Raw genomic sequence first — 15,876 nt, forward strand, 5'->3', positions numbered from 1 at the left:
GCCCCGACGTCTTCAGACGCCGGGGCTTTTTTGGGTCGTCAAAGGCGCATTATCCTTTGATCAGGCCCATTGATTCCAACTTCAGGATTACCTGATGCGCACAGTTATCGACTTCGACGCTTTCGGTTTCCAAGGAAAGCTCTGGATCAGTTGGAACGTCGTAGGGGTCTGAAATCCCTGTGAATTCTTTGATTTTGCCTTCACGAGCGAGCTTGTACAGACCTTTGCGATCCCGACGTTCACATTCCTCGATAGAGGTTGCGACGTGGACCTCAATGAAGGCACCGAATTGTTCGATATCTTCGCGAACAGCCCGACGGGTTGTTGCATATGGCGCAATTGGCGCACAGATCGCGATACCACCGTTTTTAGTGATCTCGGACGCAACATAGCCGATGCGACGGATGTTCAGATCGCGATGCTCTTTCGAGAAACCCAATTCAGACGACAGGTTCTTCCGCACGATATCACCGTCAAGCAATGTGACCGGACGCCCGCCCATTTCCATCAGTTTGACCATCAAGGCATTGGCAATAGTGGATTTTCCTGAGCCAGAGAAGCCAGTGAAGAACACGGTAAAGCCTTGCTGCGCCCGTGGAGGACGTGATTTGCGCAATTCTTCAACGACAGATGGGAACGAGAACCATTCCGGAATTTCGAGGCCTTCGGCCAAACGACGGCGCAATTCTGTACCGGAAATATTAAGGACTGTGACGTTATCCTTGTCGGCAATCTCATCCGCAGGTTCGTATTGGGCGCGGTCTTGCACATAAACCATGTGCTTAAAGTCGACCATTTCGATGCCCATTTCTTCCTGATGCTCGCGGAACAGGTCTTGGGCGTCGTATGGACCGTAGAAATCGTCACCGGCAGAATTTTTGCCGGGGCCCGCGTGGTCGCGACCAACGATAAAGTGGGTGCAGCCGTGGTTCTTGCGGATCAGACCGTGCCAAACCGCCTCGCGTGGACCAGCCATACGCATCGCAAGGTTCAGCAGCGACATAGCGGTTGTAGACGCAGGGTATTGATCCAAAACCGCTTCGTAGCAACGCACGCGTGTAAAGTGGTCGATATCGCCCGGCTTTGTCAGGCCAACAACAGGGTGAATCAACAGGTTTGCTTGGGCTTCTTTTGCGGCGCGGAACGTCAGTTCTTGGTGGGCGCGGTGCAGCGGGTTACGTGTTTGGAACGCAACCACTTTACGCCAACCCATCTTGCGGAAATAGGCGCGCAATTCGTTAGGCGTATCGCGACGAGCGCGGAAATCATAGTGAACTGGCTGCTGGATCCCAGTGACCGGACCGCCAAGGTAAACGTTACCCGCCTGATTATGCAGGTAATTCACCGAAGGGTGCGCACTATCGTCGGCACCAAACACTTTTTCGGCCTCTAGGGCTTTGTTCGGCGTCCATTTGTCGGTGACGGTCATGGTCGCGAGGATCACGCCCTCTTGGTCGCGCAGCGCGATGTCTTGGCCGACCTCAATCGTATCGGCCTCTTTTTCGGACACGTCGAGCGTGATTGGCATCGGCCACAATGCACCGGATTCGAGACGCATGTTGTCGACAACACCGTCATAATCAGCTTCGGACATAAACCCTTTCAAAGGGTTAAAGCCGCCGTTCATCAGCAGTTCGAGGTCGCAAATTTGACGCGCTGTCAGGTCGTGCGACGTGAGGTCAGCAGCTTCCATTTTCAGCTTTTGCGCTGAATCGTAAGAGACATAAAGCTCGGGGATCGGTGCGAGAGTATCGGCCATAAAGTTTGTCCTATTTTTCAGAGGATTAAATCCGGATGTGGTGCCTGTCAGTTCGGCGTGGATTTTGTCGTATTCAGCGAATTTTCGTTTCAAAAACGTGTCGGTGAGGCGGTTCTTTTCGGACGCGCCACGGGTGGTGATCGCGTAGGCAACGCGCTTGCGTTTGTCGGTGTTGTCGCGTTCGGTGATTTTGATGAAACCCGCGTCGGTCGCGGCGCGCAGTTGCGCATTGAGCCGTCCCAGCGATATATCTAATGCTGAGGCAAGTGCGCGTTGTGATGCCTCGGGCGCGACATCAAGCTGACGCAAAAGACGAAAGAGGTGATCCTCGTCTTCATCAGTTCGGATGTGTGGCGGCAACGGCATACTAACGACTCAATATTTGTTCACGAATGAACGTATGTCACAAAAAGTATGTTCACGATAGAACAAACATCTCAACAGATCACTTATCCTTGCGAAAGGTTAAGGTGTTGTTCATGTGCAACGACAATGTGGCGGTTTTGAGGATTTAGCTGAAATCGTCGCCCTAAGGGCGGGGCAGGGGCCAGACCAACGTTGGCCCGCTGCATGTTCATGATTTGGTAAGACCCATCACTTAAGGTGGTCAGATCGCGGTAGGTTTAAGCGTCGTCCATCTCAGCAATGAATTTTTCCGCATCCAGCGCCGCCATGCAACCCATTCCTGCGGATGTCACGGCCTGACGGTAGATGTGATCCGTCAGATCGCCCGCCGCAAACACACCTGGAATAGCAGTGCGCGTTGATCCTGCTTCGACAGCCACATAGCCGCCGCTGTGCAGTTCCAACTGGTCTTTTACCAATTCGGACGCAGGCGCGTGACCGATCGCAATGAACACGCCTTTGGCTGGTATTTCGGTGATTTCGCCAGTTTTCGTATGCCGCACGCGCACAGCTTCAACGCCTAGCGGGCTCTCGGTGCCGGTGACTTCGTCAATTTCATGGAACCAAAGCGTCTCGATCTTCGGGTTCTTCATCAATCGGTTGATCAAGATTTTCTCAGCACGTAGTTCGTCACGGCGATGGATCAGCGTCACTTTGGACGCAAAATTGGTTAAGAACAGCGCCTCTTCAACGGCAGTATTGCCGCCGCCAACAACCACAATCTCTTGACCGCGATAGAAGAAACCGTCGCAGGTCGCACAGGCGGAAACGCCGAAACCTTTGAACTTTTCTTCAGACGGAAGGCCGAGCCATTTTGCCCGCGCACCGGTACACAAAATCACGGCGTCAGCGGTAAAAACCGCGCCGCTGTCAGCAGTTGCGGTGAACGGTCGTTTCGACAAATCAAGCGACGTGATGATGTCGCCAACAATTTCACAGCCCATTTCGCGAGCATGCGCTTCCATGCGGACCATCAGGTCCGGGCCTTGGACTTGGGTGTCGCCCGGCCAGTTTTCGACCTCAGTCGTCGTGGTTAACTGGCCACCGGGTTCGATCCCCTGCACGAGGATGGGTTCGAGCATGGCGCGCGCGGCGTAAACGCCCGCAGTGTAGCCGGACGGGCCGGAGCCGATGATCAGAACTTTGGTGTGGCGGGTCTCGGACATGGGGCAACCTTTCAAGGATTCGTTGATACGATATAGGCGTGCGGGCGGCGCGATAAAAGGCCGCGACTGCACAACTTTATAGCGGATGGATCGTGTCGTTGCCTGATAGAGCACGACATTTTATTTTAAGGCGGTGAAACAATGTTGCGCAATTCCGCCGTCTGACGTAGGAATCAGAAATACTTCAAAGGGGTTTGGAATGCCGGGTCAAAAACTAGACGATATCGATCGGATGATTCTGGCTGAACTTCAGGCGGACGGTCGCATGACCAATGTGGAACTGGCGAAACGCGTCGGTATTTCCGCGCCGCCATGCCTGCGCCGCGTGCGCACCCTAGAAGAATCAGGCTTTATTCGTGGTTATCACGCAGACGTCGATCCGCGCGAGTTGGGCTTTGAAGTCCAAGTGTTCGCGATGGTCGGACTGGTCAGCCAAGCCGAAGTTGACCTGTCCGCGTTCGAAGACAAATGCCAAAGCTGGCCGCTGGTCCGCGAATGCCACATGCTGAATGGCGAAGTCGATTTTGTCCTGAAATGCGTCGCACCAGATTTACGCTCGTTCCAGCGTTTTCTGACCGAAGAATTGACCAGCGCGCCCAACGTGGCGTCGGTCAAAACCTCGTTGGTCATTCGCGGCGCAAAAGACGAACCGGGCGTGCCGTTTGACGTGTTAGAAGCACGGTTGGCGCAAGAAGCTTAAGCCACCGCAAACAAATCAAGATCACGCAGATTGAGGCGCGGACGTAGCAGGTCTTCGAAATCTGCTAGATTATTTTTGTGCGGAAACAGTGACATAAACAACAACTGCATGTCTGACCGCATTTGTACGATATGCGGCAGGCCGGGGTGCAACGTCTCGATCTCGATACCGTTCACGTTGATCTGCTCGTGATTGTCGAACCCAAGTTGATAGCAATGCACAGGTGCAATCGGGCGCAGCTCGATGATGCTCGACCCGTCGATATAGTCGCGGGCAGGGACAAAGGCGGAATCGCTTCCGGTCAAGGTTTTGACGCCTGGGGCTTTGTGCAGGATGCGGGCTGACGGGCCGAGCACCAGATCAAGTCCGGGACGCCCATAGCCTAGCGCGTCGGACGTGAGCCGCGTCATCGTGCCCATCTCGGGCCGTTTGTTACGCGCACCGGGCACAATTGTCATGCTGCCACGCCATTTTAGCGTTTGGAATCCGTTGCTTGATGTCTTGACCCGATCACCCGGATATAGGTCTTCGACCGCAGATGGGCCTTTTTCAGTCTGCACAATCGCGCCGCGCCCGATCGCCGCAAAGCAATCTTCGAACACAGACGTCGCCGGAGCGAGCCGCGTGAATTCTTCAATGTCATAAGAAGGTGTCAGATGGGCGACTTCATATTTCCGCATGAGAGGCTTCACACGGGGCAGTCGCCCATCTTGACTAGCGATCTGACCCGAATGGGCCAGAGAGGTATAAGTATCCGCCGCGAGGCCTGCGACGGCTTGGTGGGTCTTACGCATGTGTTCACCCTTTCAGGTTCTTCACACATCTGTCGGCCCCACCGACAACATCTGAGGAGAGTTGTAATTTCGTTGTCCTGAATGTGGCAAATTATGGCGACCACTGTCAAAATTTTTCTTATTTGGTGATGAACCAGCCGTTAATCATTAACTGCAATGCAGGATTGTCGCTGAAGTGTGCACAAGTTTGCCATATTTGACCAAACTTAAGACGCCATTGGATGGGGAATCGTGTCCAAAACACGAATCAACCGCGCAGCTTGGGACTACGCGGTTGACAGACCGACCCTTGGGAAGTCGGGGGGAGGGAGAGGGAATGCGGGCCGTTAGGCCGAAATGTCCATGGACAGGAATGCCGGCATCGGCGGCAGGGTAATCTTGTTCTGACGTGTGTCAGTTTCGAGGCGACGTGCGATCATTGCTTGACGGCGCAATCCGCGTGCCCACGGCATATTTGTTTCACAGTCGTTTGCTGCGGTTTTTGTTTCTGCGATCCAGCGTGCTTTTGCCATTGTCATATCTCCGGTTCGACCTGTGTTTCGTGCAACGTTTGATTGTTGCTCTTCTGAGAACAGTTTGTCCTAGGATGCAGGCAAGAATTTGACGGTTTTTCAAAAACTTTTGCATCCAATGAGATCAGACTAACGGGACTTGGTTAATTAAGTCCCAAGACGTGAAGTATCTTAAATATAAGGGTGAAATTTCCAATCAGCGGACAATCGGCGGTAAATTCAACGGATTGTTTCGCAAAATGCGGCATGAACCGGGCGCGATATCGCCCCAATGTTGCCTAAGTCGGGCAGCTGATTGCCGCAATCAGACGACCATAATCGGCTTCTTTGCGGTGACAGGTCCGGCGATAGCTATAGAATCGGGCTTCATCTGCATATGTGCAGTGCCGCGTCCACGCAGCTGCACCGATCCCATGCCCCCGCAGACGCATCAAACCAAAAGCGGGCAGGTCGAATTGCATCTTATCGCCCGCACCTTGGGCAAAGAAACGGGCGTACAGCGGGTCTTCGGCGAGGAACGTGTCGAAAAACTCTGGTCCGACCTCGTAGGCCGCTTGGCTGATCGACGGCCCGATCACCGCGTTGATGTTCGCGCGGTCCGCACCAATCGCTTCCATCGCGCTGATCGTCGCCTCTAGCACGCCATTCAACGCACCAGTCCAGCCCGCGTGTGCGGCGCCCACAACCTTGGCCACGGGATCAGCGAACAGCACTGGCTGGCAGTCTGCCGTCAGGATCGACAACGCGAGGCCCGGAACATTTGTCACCAACGCATCTGCTTTGGGTTTGTCTGGCGTTGCTTCGGTCACGGTCACGACGTCTGCTGAATGGATCTGATGCACGCCCATCAAGTGGTCCGGTGCGACCCCCATCGCGGTCGCCACGCGCGTCCGATTATGGGCGACGATCTCGTGCTGGTCAGAGCTGCCAAAGCCGCAGTTCAACCCCGCATAGACCCCCGCCGACGCGCCACCTTTGCGGGTGAAAAACCCGTGTGGGACCCCGTCCAGCAGGTCGTCGGTGATGATCTCAAGCGTCATGAATAAACCCCGGCAGTGGCGGGCTGTCTTTTGGATGCAGCCCGATAACTTTGAATAGTTCACCCATTTCTGCGGGGTGGGTCAAGCGTCGGTGCGCGGCAATGTGCTGATCCAACGCGTCACCGCTGAGTTTTTGAGCAAGCATTTGGGCGCGATTGGCAATCCCGAGCCGTTCCAGAAACATCCCTTGGGTGGTCAGGCGGGTAAAGGCTGCGGGGGCGGCGGCAGTGGAAATCGCTTCGAAATCAACATGCGCGGTCAAATCGGCCAGTCCGGGGGCGGCAAGCGGATCAGCCACCGCATGCCCCGTCAGCGCCTGAAACGTATCGCCAAGACTACGCCAGTCGCCGTAATCAATAATGAGCGCCGCACCGCCATGTTCACCAATCCGCTGGCCGATTTGGGCAGTGATACCAGACAATGCCGGACAGACTTCGACAATATCACCCGATTTTGTGTCGTCCAAACGATGCTCTAACGCGTCGATCGGGGCAGGGGCCGACAGTCCAAGCGTCAGCTTATCGTCCTGCAACCCGATCATATGTTCGCGCCACCCAGCCGCATCGCGTGTGAACTGGCGGATTGGCAGCGCGTCGAAAAATTCGTTCGCCACTATATACAAGGGCGCGTCGGGCAGGCTGCTGACCTCGTCGTGCCACGTGGCGTCCGGCACCGCTTCGGCTTGTTTGGCACGCAAAAGCGGCGACGCCTCGATAAAATGCACCTGCATCGCGGCATGAAACCCCGGCACAGCTTTGGTCGCGCGCAACAGATCAGCCATCAGTGTCCCGCGACCGGGCCCAATCTCGGCTAACTTAAAGGCGGCAGGCTGCCCTTGATCGATCCACGCTTGGGCCAAACACAGACCCAACAACTCGCCAAACATCTGAGAAATCTCAGGCGCGGTGATGAAATCACCAGTCGTGCCGAACGGGTCGCGGGTCGCGTAATACCCATGCTGCGGATGCAATAAGCACTCGGCCATATAGTCGGACAGGGCGATTGGACCAGTCTTGGCAATCCGCGACTTGAGAAGATCACCAAGGGCGGTCATGTGCGACGAGCGGCAATAACAACGACGGTTAACCCGATGATAATCATCGGCAACGATAGGGTCTGACCCATCGTCACACCCCATCCATCAATATGAAACGCAAGGCCCAGCGGATTGCCAGCCGTCACAAACTGGGCATCCGGCTGGCGGACAAATTCAATGATAAACCGCGCAATGCCATATCCGGCAAAGAACAGCCCAGTGATCATCCAAGGCCGCTTTAGCGCACCATAGCCAAACACAAGCGTCATCAGGATCGCACCAAGAACAAGGCCCTCTAGACCCGCTTCATACAGTTGCGACGGATGACGCCCGCATAATTCCGTCGTAGTCGCACAGCTTTGCGCAGCCTCACCCGGAAAGGCGACAGCCCACGGCAAATCAGTCGGACGGCCCCAGAGTTCTGCGTTGATGAAATTTGCAATACGCACCAGCAAAATCGCAGGGGTGGCAGCCACAGCAATGATGTCCGCCAGCGACGAATAAGGAATATTATTGCGATAGCTGAACAGCCAGACGCCAATAATCACGCCGATAAAGCCGCCATGAAACGACATGCCGCCCGTCCAAATCATCGGTATCTCAATCGGGTTCGCGAGAAAACGGGCCGGATTGTAAAACAGCACATAGCCCAATCGACCGCCGCCAATGACACCCACAACAACATAGGTCAGCAAATCTTCGAGCTGCTTGTGGGCCATCGGGGCCACGCCACCGCGCCACAAATGCGGGCGGCGCAGGGCGGCCGCAACGACCTGCCAGCCAATGGCAATGCCGACGATATAGCCCATCGCATACCAGCGCAGGGCCAGCTCAAAACCAAAAAGAGTGACCGAAAAAATCTCGGGCGAAATCGGGGGGAATGGGATCGGATTATTCATGCGTTTATGTCCTATCGGACCGCGACAAAGTCAACCTTGCGCAACATTGATCGGCCCCCCATATAAAGGGTAACAAATAGCGGAGCCTGAGCCATGCAATCCAAGAACAAAATCCTCGATGACCTGTCCCAATTGATGACAAACGCCATGGGCGTGGCACAAGGGGCCAAAGACGAGGCGGGAAATGCGGTCAGTTCCATGATGGACCGCTGGCTCGCTGATCGCGACTTTGTGACCCGCGAAGAATTCGACGCAGTGCGCGCCATGGCGCAAAAAGCCCGCGAAGAAAACGAAGCCCTCGCAGCACGCATCGCGGCACTTGAGGCGAAGTAGGGTCTCCCTGCTTCTTTGACTTTTTCTATATCCCGGGGGCGAGGGGGCTGGCCCCCTCCCGAATTTTCTAGAAAATTCGCCTCCGGAATGAGCCATTAAAACTCCGACAAATACGCGACGAGAATATCCAGCGCGGCCTGTAGATCGCCCTTTTCGATCATCTCGGTCACCGTGTGGATATAACGTGTGCCCACAACAATCCCGACAGCCCGCGCACCGGCGGCGGCTTGCTGTGCGGCGGCACCGTCTTGGCCACCAGCCGCAAGCATCGTGCGTTGGAACGGAATGCCCTTGGCGATCGCCAGCGCCTCGATGTCCTTGACCAGACCGCGATCCGCGATGAACGAACTGTCGCGCACGTGCAGCCCAAACCCTTGGCCCTGCGTCGTGGTCGCGTCCTTTTCAGGAATGCCCGGCGTGTCACAGGCCAGCGTCGTATCCACGCCAATGCCGATGTCAGGCTGCACTGCAAAGGCTGCGGTTTTCCCGCCGCGCAATCCGACTTCTTCCTGACAAGTGAACACAACATGCAGCTCGGCACCGCGCCCCTTGTCACCAAGCGCACGCATCGCCTCGATCCCCAGCCAGCAGGCAATGCGGTTATCCAGCGCCTTTGACACGATCTTGTCGCCGATCTCGATGAACGGCTCTTCCATGACGACAAAATCGCCGACCTTGATCACATCATGCGCCTTTTTGCCCATGCCCAGATCCACAAAGAAGTCACCCAATTCCGGCACTTTCTTACGATCCTCAGGCGAGGCAATATGCACAGGCTTGCCACCGGGGTTCATCACGCCAAGGTAATCGCCATCATCGGTGCACACACGCACACGGCGCGAGAACAAATTGCGCGGATCAAAGCCCCCGACGGGGTTCAAATACAGATAGCCGTCTTTGCTGATGTGACTGACAAGAAAGCCGATTTCGTCCATGTGACAGAGCAGCATAATCTTGGTCGGATTTTCGCCAGCCCCGCTGCGTTTGCACAGCAGCGACCCCATCGCGTCAGTTTTCACCTCGTCAAACAGCCCATCAATTTCGGCTGTGATCAGATCACGCACACGGTGCTCATTGCCAGGCACGCCGGGGGTTTCACATAGGGTTTTCAGCAGGTCGAGGTTCATCAGAGGCTCCGTATCAATGTTGCGATAAATGTGATGGGCGGGGGTGGCAAAGGCAAGCCGCTTATCGGTAAACACTTTGACAAAACGAAAGTGTGTATGATGACCCAAGCTGATATTTTCGCCCCCTATGCCGACATGGCGCAAGACCTGTTGCCGCATGCCTGTGACAAGGCAGATGACGGGTCGCATGACATGGCACATATCGCGCGGGTCTGGGCAAATGCGCAGAAAATTCATGCGGTTGAGGGCGGCAATGGGCGCGTTCTCTGTGCTGCCGTCATCTTGCACGATTGCATTTCCCTTGAAAAAGATGCGGACGACAGATCACAAGGATCGCGATTGGCGGCGGACAAGGCTCAAGGCGTTTTAACCACGCTGGGCTGGACGGCTGATGACATCGCCGCCGTTGCTCATGCGATCACAGCACATAGCTTTTCCGCGAATGTGACGCCAACAACGCTTGAAGCGCAAATCTTGCAAGATGCGGACAGGCTCGATGCGATTGGGTTGGTTGGTGTGGCGCGGTGTTTTTATGTGGCGGGGCGCATGGGCTCGGGCCTGTACGATCCGGCTGATCCGCAGGCGCAGCATCGTGCGTTGGACGACAAAAGCTTTGCAATCGACCATTTCGAGACCAAACTACTGACGCTCGCAGAGGGTTTCCAGACCCAAGCGGGAAGAGATATGGCGCAAACGCGACATCAGGCGCTTTTGGCGTTTCGGGACGGTTTCTTTGACGAGATCGGTGTCGCGGCGCGTTAACCTTTTGAAAAATACAGAGTTCTCCACAGTTTTCTGCGGCGCATTTCTACTTATCCCCAAGAAACGACTTTACAGGTAAGGACTTGTAAAGCACCATATGTCGTAGGGTCAGATAACAATAATACTGATCCTAGAGCAGTCACATAGCGGTTGGGTCGCTGCCACGTCCCGCTGCCAGACAGGCGAGGCGCGACACATGGCACTTTCAGAGCACTACCTTGAAACGGATGATCTGCATCCGATTGATTTGGTCGAATATGTCGCCGAACACCATGATTGGCAGTTTGACCGCATCCACGACGACCAGATTGCAATGTCGGTCGACGCGCAGTGGCGGACCTACGCGATCACCGTGGCGTGGAACGCAGAAGACGAAACGCTGCGTCTGATCTGCACCTACGAGATGGAGCCGCCAGCCAAGCGGGTGCCTGCGCTTTACGAAGCGTTAAACACGATTAACGATATGTGCTGGGCCGGATCGTTCTCTTGGTGGGGCGATGAACAGATGATGGTTTACCGCTACGGCCTTGTTTTGGCTGGCGATCAGGCGCCGTCAGCGGAACAGGTAGACACCATGATCGGTGCGGCCATCGCCAGTTGCGAACGGTTTTACCCAGCGATCCAATTGGTGACATGGGCCGAACGTAGCCCCAAAGACGCCGTGCAAATCGCGATCGCGGAAACCTACGGGCGGGCCTGAACACCCGCGCCGCAGTTCGATTTTTCACGAAAAATCGCGGCCTTACGCCGCCGCTTTGGCCGTGGCATGGGTCACGGCAGCAATCAACACCTCTGCCACCGCGTCGCATTCCATTAAGGTTAACCGCGCAGGCAAACGCACATCGCAAGCGATCATCAGCATCGCGCGGGTCATCGGCAAATCAGGTGTTTCACCTAAGAAATTCCAGTTCCAAAACGCCCGTGCATTATCCGCTGAGCGGCCAAAAATCTGAACATTCAGACCCGCAACCTTCGTGCTCGCCTGAAACGCCTCCACCTGCGCTTCGGTCATGTTAACCATATTAAACTGGATGGAATCCGGCGCGCGGACTTCTGCGTCCAATGGAGCAGGCACTTGCAAATGCGGATGGCCATTCAGCAAGCCCGCCACATGATCGTGATTACGTCGTCCATCCCTAACCCGTTGATCCAGCGCAGCTAATTGCGGGCGGATCAAAGCAGCGGACAACGTATTCAGGCGTAAATTATACAACGGCAACTGGTTCTGCCAGGTTTCAAACGGCGTGTGCAAAACAGGGTGCTTGCGCCAATTATGTTCATACGCGCCCGACATAATAATCGCTTTCGCGACCAATTCGGCGTCATCAGTAACCATGATTCCGCCTTCACCGGCGTTCAACATCTTATAGGATTGAAAACTGAAACAGCCGATCTTGCCAATCGTCCCGATATTCCGTCCATGCCACGTTGTCCCCAGACTATGCGCCGCGTCCTCGATCACAGGCGTGCCAGCGGCATCACACAGCGCCATAATCGCGTCCATATCAGACGTATGACCGCGCATATGGCTGATGATCACAGCATCAACGCTGGGTAGTTTGGCTGCGAAATCATCTATATTTATTCGGTAGTTATCGCCACATTCGCACAACACAGGCACGCAATCCGCATGGACAACAGACGATGGCACGGCGGCAAAGGTAAACGCGGGGATCAAAACACGCGCGTCACGCGGCAGGCCAAGCGCCTTGAGCGACAAAAACAGCGCCGCCGAACATGACGACACCGCCAACGCGTAGGTGCTGCCCAACTTTGCCGCGAACTCTGCTTCCAATAATGCCACCGGAGATTGCTCGGAAGTATAGCGAAATAAATCGCCCGTCTCGAGAATGCGCGTGACCTCGGCCATCGCGGCGGCGGGGATCGGTTCAGCTTGGGTCAGATTTGGCAGGACTGTCATGATTTCACCTTTTCCGAATGTATATTTCGGAAATTGCTAACATGTCAGCCATGTCATTTCTATGACTGTGATCTACAATCCGAATTTTTCGCGCAAAATGTTCCAAGTCAGAAACAACTGCAGTAATGGCCGACCCAATGCTGGACCGCCAGGAAATGCGGGGGCGGGCAGGGCGGATAACGTGTCGAAACGCGCGGCTTGGCCCGCGATCGCCTCTGCCATGACCTTGCCGCAAAGCCCCGACAGTGCCACGCCATGCCCCGTAAATCCGCCCGCTGACAGGGTGTTTTTGTCGATGCGTTGCACCGCCGGCAAGCCGGTCATCGTCACCCCCAACGTACCGCCCCACGCATAGTCGATTTTGACGTTTTCCAGTGTCGGAAACAGAGCAGTAAATCGCGGGCGCAGCATCGCGCCAATATCATCTGGAAACGCAATGCTTGCACTCGCACGACCGCCAAACAGCAGACGGTTATCCTCGGACATACGGTAGTAATTGACGAAATATTTGCTATCTTCGACAGCTATATCTTTTTTGAGTATGTTATTTTGATCTTCATTCAAAGGGGCGGTTGCACAGATAAAACTATTAATTGGCATGATCGTCGCGGCGACCTTGCGTTCTAACCCCGCGATATATCCGTTTGTCGCTATGATCAGATGGTCCGCTTTGATCTGTCCTTTGCTGGTGCGCAGCGTTACTTTTGCACCCTTGTCGATGTGGTGCACGGCGCTGTTTTCATAGATCACAGCGCCCGCATTTTCCGCCGCTTTGGCCAGCCTCAGCGCATAGCGCAGCGGGTGAATATGCGCACCGCCCCAGTCAATCGTGCCGCCGTCATACAGGGGCGACGCGACCACATCGGCAAAGTCATCGCGACCGTAGGTTTTGATCTGATCGTAGCCGTAAGTGTCCTGCAAAAAGCGCGCGTCGTCATGATGTGCAGCGCGTTCTTTTGCCGAATAACAGCCGTGCGCAATGCCCGATTTATACTGTGCGTCAGGCGAAAATGCGGCGCAATTATCGGCGACATCCGTTTTCGCCTCTTGCGTCAAATTCCAAAGGTCGCGGGCAACACCGGCACCCAACTTCTTGGTTAACAGCCGTTGCGGCGCGTTATAACCCGATGCGACTTGGCCGCCGTTCCGCCCCGACGCACCAAAGCCCGCGCGATGCGCTTCTAGCACAATCACAGATAGACCTTTGGCGGCCAACACCCGCGCAGCAGTCAGCCCAGTATATCCCGCGCCAATGATGCAAACATCAGCCGATTGCTCGCCACGCAAATTAGGTCGCAATGGCGGCGGATCAACCGTCGCGGCATACCAAGACGCCGGAAATTCCCCCTGACGGTCGTTGCGCGTCAGTGGGCTTGTCATACGTTCAGCAACAAATGCTCGCGTTCCCAAGGGCTGATAACCTGCAGAAATTCGTTATATTCCGTGCGCTTAACAATGGAATACACACGAGAAAAGTCATGCCCCATGATGTCGTGAATGTCAGTTGCTTCGTCGAACAGGTCCAACGCGGCATACAGCCCTTGAGGAATGTCATCTTCGCCATCATATGCGTCGCCCGCGTAAATCTCGCCCGGCTTGGTGGCGTTCATCATCCCTAAATACCCGCAAGCCAACGATGCTGCGATGCACAAGTAAGGGTTGCAATCCATACCTGCCAGACGGTTTTCAACGCGTCGCGCAGCAGGGTCCGACAGTGGTACACGAATGCCGGTCGTGCGGTTATCGCGTCCCCATTCAAGGTTAATTGGCGCGGCATGATCCCGGACATAACGCCGATAACTATTCACGTAGGGGGCCATCACGGCGATGACATTCGGCAGGTTCTGTTGAAGACCACCGATAAAATGCATGAATTCGGGCGTCTCGCTGCCGTCGTCGGCGGTAAAGATGTTTTTACCATTTTCGTCTAACACCGAATGATGAATATGCATGGCACTGCCCGGTTCACCTTCGATCGGTTTGGCCATGAATGTGGCGAAACAATCGTGCTTTAGTGCGGCTTCCTTTATCAGCCGTTTAAAGAAGAAAACCTCGTCGGCCAGCTTCACCGGATCGCCGTGCAAAAGGTTAATTTCTAGCTGACCAGCACCGCCCTCTTGGGTAATGCCGTCGATCTCGAAACCTTGAATTTCAGCGTATTCGTAAATGTCGTCGATCACCGGACCAAAGTCGTCGACGGCGGTCATCGAATAGGCTTGCCGCCCAGCGACGGGACGACCCGTCCGTCCCATCATAGGCTCAATTTTCATCGCGGGATCAGTGTTCCGCGCGACCAAAAAGAACTCCATCTCGGGTGCGACAACAGGCGTCCAACCTTGTTCTTTGTATTTAGCAAGGACGTGTTTCAAAACGTTGCGCGGCGAGAAACCAATGGGTTCGCCGTTGGTGCGATACGCGTCGTGAATGACCTGCAACGTGCCATCTGTTGTCCACGGCGCAGCTGTCGCTGTACTCAAATCTGGGCGCAGGAACATGTCTGGCTCTGTAAAACCTGTAGGGCCAGCAGCCTCGCCCCAATCACCTGTAATCGTTTGGAAAAATATCGATTCGGGCAGGTGAAAATATTCTTGCTTTTCCCATTTTGCCGCCGGCACAGCCTTGCCGCGTGCGATGCCGGGCAGGTCACCAATGACACATTCGACCTCGTCCAGTCGGTTCTGTTCAAGATAGGTTTTTGCGGCGTCAGGAAGCGCGTCAATCCAGCTCATGCGATGGACCTTTCTTTAAAAAATGTGCCGATTTGGCGCGCCAGCACGTCAGAATGAACCGGTGCGTTGACCGACGCACGCGCCGCGTCCAGCAATGTGTCAGGCACATTGCCGGGGCCGCGATGCGTCGCGAGGCCTGTAATAAATGCGCCGTCAAATTCTGGATGTGCTTGCACGGTGAATGCTTTTTTACCGTAGATCAGCGCAGCATTTTCGCAAAAATCATTGCGGCCTACGACGGTCGCACCTTCGGGTAACGTCACCACTTGATCTTGGTGCCAGGCGTTCAAGTGCACGGTTTCGCCTTGCCAGTCATAGGTTTGACGGCCCACGGCCCAGCCGTTTTTGAACTTTTCAACCTTACCGCCCAAGGCTTGCGCGATGATCTGATGGCCAAAGCAAATCCCGACCAACGGTAGGTCCGCGGCGTAGATATCGCGGACCAAATCTTCGAGCGGCGCGATGAACGCATGGTCCTCGTAAGCGCCGTGTTTCGAGCCGGTGATTAACCAACCGTCCGCCGCGTCAGGCCCGCTTGGGAACTGCATGTCGACGACACTATATTTAGCAAATTCAAAGTCTTGCCCTTGCAGCAGGGTGACGAATAAATCTGCGTAATTGCCTGCCTCCCCTAAGATTTCCTTAGGGGAATGTCCCGCCTGTAGGATGCCGATTTTCATGGTGTGCCTGTGG

The 15,876-nt window shown here is 55.2% G+C and carries 16 protein-coding genes; 4 read left to right on the forward strand and 12 right to left on the reverse strand.

Annotation, left to right across the window (positions count from 1 at the left end):
* Positions 1 to 49: 49 nt before the first annotated feature.
* Positions 50 to 2,125, reverse strand: a complete 2,076-nt coding sequence (locus FHS72_RS11400) for a bifunctional sulfate adenylyltransferase/adenylylsulfate kinase (protein WP_183529199.1) — start codon at positions 2,123 to 2,125, stop codon at positions 50 to 52.
* A gap of 257 nt (positions 2,126 to 2,382) precedes the next feature.
* Positions 2,383 to 3,330, reverse strand: a complete 948-nt coding sequence (trxB, locus tag FHS72_RS11405) for a thioredoxin-disulfide reductase (RefSeq protein ID WP_183529201.1) — start codon at positions 3,328 to 3,330, stop codon at positions 2,383 to 2,385.
* A 199-nt stretch (positions 3,331 to 3,529) separates the two neighbouring features.
* Between trxB and FHS72_RS11410 the strand changes: the two genes are divergently transcribed.
* Positions 3,530 to 4,030 carry an Lrp/AsnC family transcriptional regulator gene (locus FHS72_RS11410; RefSeq protein WP_183529203.1) on the forward strand — a complete coding sequence of 167 codons (501 nt, stop codon included), beginning with the start codon at positions 3,530 to 3,532 and terminating at the stop codon, positions 4,028 to 4,030.
* On the opposite strand, the gene FHS72_RS11415 is transcribed toward FHS72_RS11410, so the two are convergent.
* From FHS72_RS11415 to lgt, 5 genes are all read right to left on the reverse strand, one after another.
* Positions 4,027 to 4,824 (reverse strand): Hint domain-containing protein, encoded by a 798-nt coding sequence (locus FHS72_RS11415; RefSeq protein ID WP_183529205.1) that lies wholly within the window; start codon positions 4,822 to 4,824, stop codon positions 4,027 to 4,029. The two genes, FHS72_RS11410 and FHS72_RS11415, sit on opposite strands and share 4 nt — an antisense overlap.
* Positions 4,825 to 5,150: 326 nt before the next feature.
* Positions 5,151 to 5,336, reverse strand: coding sequence for a hypothetical protein (locus FHS72_RS11420; protein WP_183529207.1), 186 nt, complete (start codon positions 5,334 to 5,336; stop codon positions 5,151 to 5,153).
* A 278-nt stretch (positions 5,337 to 5,614) separates the two neighbouring features.
* Positions 5,615 to 6,376 carry a peptidoglycan editing factor PgeF gene (gene pgeF / locus FHS72_RS11425; RefSeq protein ID WP_183529209.1) on the reverse strand — a complete coding sequence of 254 codons (762 nt, stop codon included), beginning with the start codon at positions 6,374 to 6,376 and terminating at the stop codon, positions 5,615 to 5,617.
* Positions 6,366 to 7,430, reverse strand: a complete 1,065-nt coding sequence (locus FHS72_RS11430; protein ID WP_183529211.1) for a class I SAM-dependent methyltransferase — start codon at positions 7,428 to 7,430, stop codon at positions 6,366 to 6,368. Before FHS72_RS11430 ends, pgeF begins: the two co-directional genes overlap by 11 nt.
* A complete protein-coding gene (gene lgt, locus FHS72_RS11435; protein WP_183529213.1) occupies positions 7,427 to 8,311 on the reverse strand; it encodes a prolipoprotein diacylglyceryl transferase in 885 nt (294 codons plus the stop codon). The genes FHS72_RS11430 and lgt overlap by 4 nt, the downstream gene beginning before the upstream one ends.
* A gap of 93 nt (positions 8,312 to 8,404) precedes the next feature.
* On the opposite strand from lgt, the gene FHS72_RS11440 reads away from it, so the two are divergent.
* Complete coding sequence (locus tag FHS72_RS11440) at positions 8,405 to 8,644, forward strand: accessory factor UbiK family protein (RefSeq protein WP_183529215.1); 240 nt, start codon at positions 8,405 to 8,407, stop codon at positions 8,642 to 8,644.
* 95 nt (positions 8,645 to 8,739) lie between these two features.
* Here FHS72_RS11440 and FHS72_RS11445 read toward each other — a convergent pair whose 3' ends face one another.
* Entirely contained in the window at positions 8,740 to 9,771 is a 1,032-nt protein-coding gene (locus FHS72_RS11445; RefSeq protein ID WP_183529217.1) for a M42 family metallopeptidase, read from the reverse strand.
* 96 nt (positions 9,772 to 9,867) lie between these two features.
* On the opposite strand from FHS72_RS11445, the gene FHS72_RS11450 reads away from it, so the two are divergent.
* On the forward strand, positions 9,868 to 10,533 hold the full coding sequence (locus FHS72_RS11450) for an HD domain-containing protein (RefSeq protein WP_221235408.1): 666 nt from the start codon (positions 9,868 to 9,870) through the stop codon (positions 10,531 to 10,533).
* A gap of 196 nt (positions 10,534 to 10,729) precedes the next feature.
* Positions 10,730 to 11,233: a type III secretion system chaperone family protein gene (locus FHS72_RS11455; RefSeq protein ID WP_183529221.1), complete on the forward strand. Its 504-nt coding sequence runs from the start codon at positions 10,730 to 10,732 to the stop codon at positions 11,231 to 11,233.
* A gap of 42 nt (positions 11,234 to 11,275) precedes the next feature.
* On the opposite strand, the gene FHS72_RS11460 is transcribed toward FHS72_RS11455, so the two are convergent.
* The 4 genes from FHS72_RS11460 to FHS72_RS11475 all read right to left on the reverse strand — a co-directional run bounded on the left by FHS72_RS11460 (position 11,276) and on the right by FHS72_RS11475 (position 15,863).
* Positions 11,276 to 12,454 carry a DegT/DnrJ/EryC1/StrS family aminotransferase gene (locus FHS72_RS11460; protein ID WP_183529223.1) on the reverse strand — a complete coding sequence of 393 codons (1,179 nt, stop codon included), beginning with the start codon at positions 12,452 to 12,454 and terminating at the stop codon, positions 11,276 to 11,278.
* A gap of 72 nt (positions 12,455 to 12,526) precedes the next feature.
* Complete coding sequence (locus FHS72_RS11465; protein WP_183529225.1) at positions 12,527 to 13,834, reverse strand: NAD(P)/FAD-dependent oxidoreductase; 1,308 nt, start codon at positions 13,832 to 13,834, stop codon at positions 12,527 to 12,529.
* Positions 13,831 to 15,183: a glutamine synthetase family protein gene (locus FHS72_RS11470; RefSeq protein WP_183529227.1), complete on the reverse strand. Its 1,353-nt coding sequence runs from the start codon at positions 15,181 to 15,183 to the stop codon at positions 13,831 to 13,833. Before FHS72_RS11470 ends, FHS72_RS11465 begins: the two co-directional genes overlap by 4 nt.
* Positions 15,180 to 15,863, reverse strand: a complete 684-nt coding sequence (locus FHS72_RS11475; RefSeq protein ID WP_183529229.1) for a type 1 glutamine amidotransferase — start codon at positions 15,861 to 15,863, stop codon at positions 15,180 to 15,182. The genes FHS72_RS11470 and FHS72_RS11475 overlap by 4 nt, the downstream gene beginning before the upstream one ends.
* Positions 15,864 to 15,876: the final 13 nt, after the last annotated feature.

It is taken from the genome of Yoonia ponticola (genome assembly GCF_014199395.1).
Taxonomy (GTDB): Bacteria; Pseudomonadota; Alphaproteobacteria; order Rhodobacterales; family Rhodobacteraceae; genus Yoonia; species Yoonia ponticola.

Excerpts from the sequence above, each read along its gene's own strand:
- FHS72_RS11460 (WP_183529223.1), bottom strand. The coding sequence starts at position 12,454 with ATGACAGTCCTGCCAAATCTGACCCAAGCTGAACCGATCCCCGCCGCC.
- FHS72_RS11450 (WP_221235408.1), top strand. The coding sequence starts at position 9,868 with ATGATGACCCAAGCTGATATTTTCGCCCCCTATGCCGACATGGCGCAA.
- FHS72_RS11475 (WP_183529229.1), bottom strand. The coding sequence starts at position 15,863 with ATGAAAATCGGCATCCTACAGGCGGGACATTCCCCTAAGGAAATCTTA.
- FHS72_RS11470 (WP_183529227.1), bottom strand. The coding sequence starts at position 15,183 with ATGAGCTGGATTGACGCGCTTCCTGACGCCGCAAAAACCTATCTTGAA.
- trxB (WP_183529201.1), bottom strand. The coding sequence starts at position 3,330 with ATGTCCGAGACCCGCCACACCAAAGTTCTGATCATCGGCTCCGGCCCG.
- FHS72_RS11420 (WP_183529207.1), bottom strand. The coding sequence starts at position 5,336 with ATGGCAAAAGCACGCTGGATCGCAGAAACAAAAACCGCAGCAAACGAC.
- lgt (WP_183529213.1), bottom strand. The coding sequence starts at position 8,311 with ATGAATAATCCGATCCCATTCCCCCCGATTTCGCCCGAGATTTTTTCG.
- pgeF (WP_183529209.1), bottom strand. The coding sequence starts at position 6,376 with ATGACGCTTGAGATCATCACCGACGACCTGCTGGACGGGGTCCCACAC.
- FHS72_RS11410 (WP_183529203.1), top strand. The coding sequence starts at position 3,530 with ATGCCGGGTCAAAAACTAGACGATATCGATCGGATGATTCTGGCTGAA.
- FHS72_RS11440 (WP_183529215.1), top strand. The coding sequence starts at position 8,405 with ATGCAATCCAAGAACAAAATCCTCGATGACCTGTCCCAATTGATGACA.
- FHS72_RS11430 (WP_183529211.1), bottom strand. The coding sequence starts at position 7,430 with ATGACCGCCCTTGGTGATCTTCTCAAGTCGCGGATTGCCAAGACTGGT.
- FHS72_RS11445 (WP_183529217.1), bottom strand. The coding sequence starts at position 9,771 with ATGAACCTCGACCTGCTGAAAACCCTATGTGAAACCCCCGGCGTGCCT.
- FHS72_RS11415 (WP_183529205.1), bottom strand. The coding sequence starts at position 4,824 with ATGCGTAAGACCCACCAAGCCGTCGCAGGCCTCGCGGCGGATACTTAT.
- FHS72_RS11455 (WP_183529221.1), top strand. The coding sequence starts at position 10,730 with ATGGCACTTTCAGAGCACTACCTTGAAACGGATGATCTGCATCCGATT.
- FHS72_RS11400 (WP_183529199.1), bottom strand. The coding sequence starts at position 2,125 with ATGCCGTTGCCGCCACACATCCGAACTGATGAAGACGAGGATCACCTC.
- FHS72_RS11465 (WP_183529225.1), bottom strand. The coding sequence starts at position 13,834 with ATGACAAGCCCACTGACGCGCAACGACCGTCAGGGGGAATTTCCGGCG.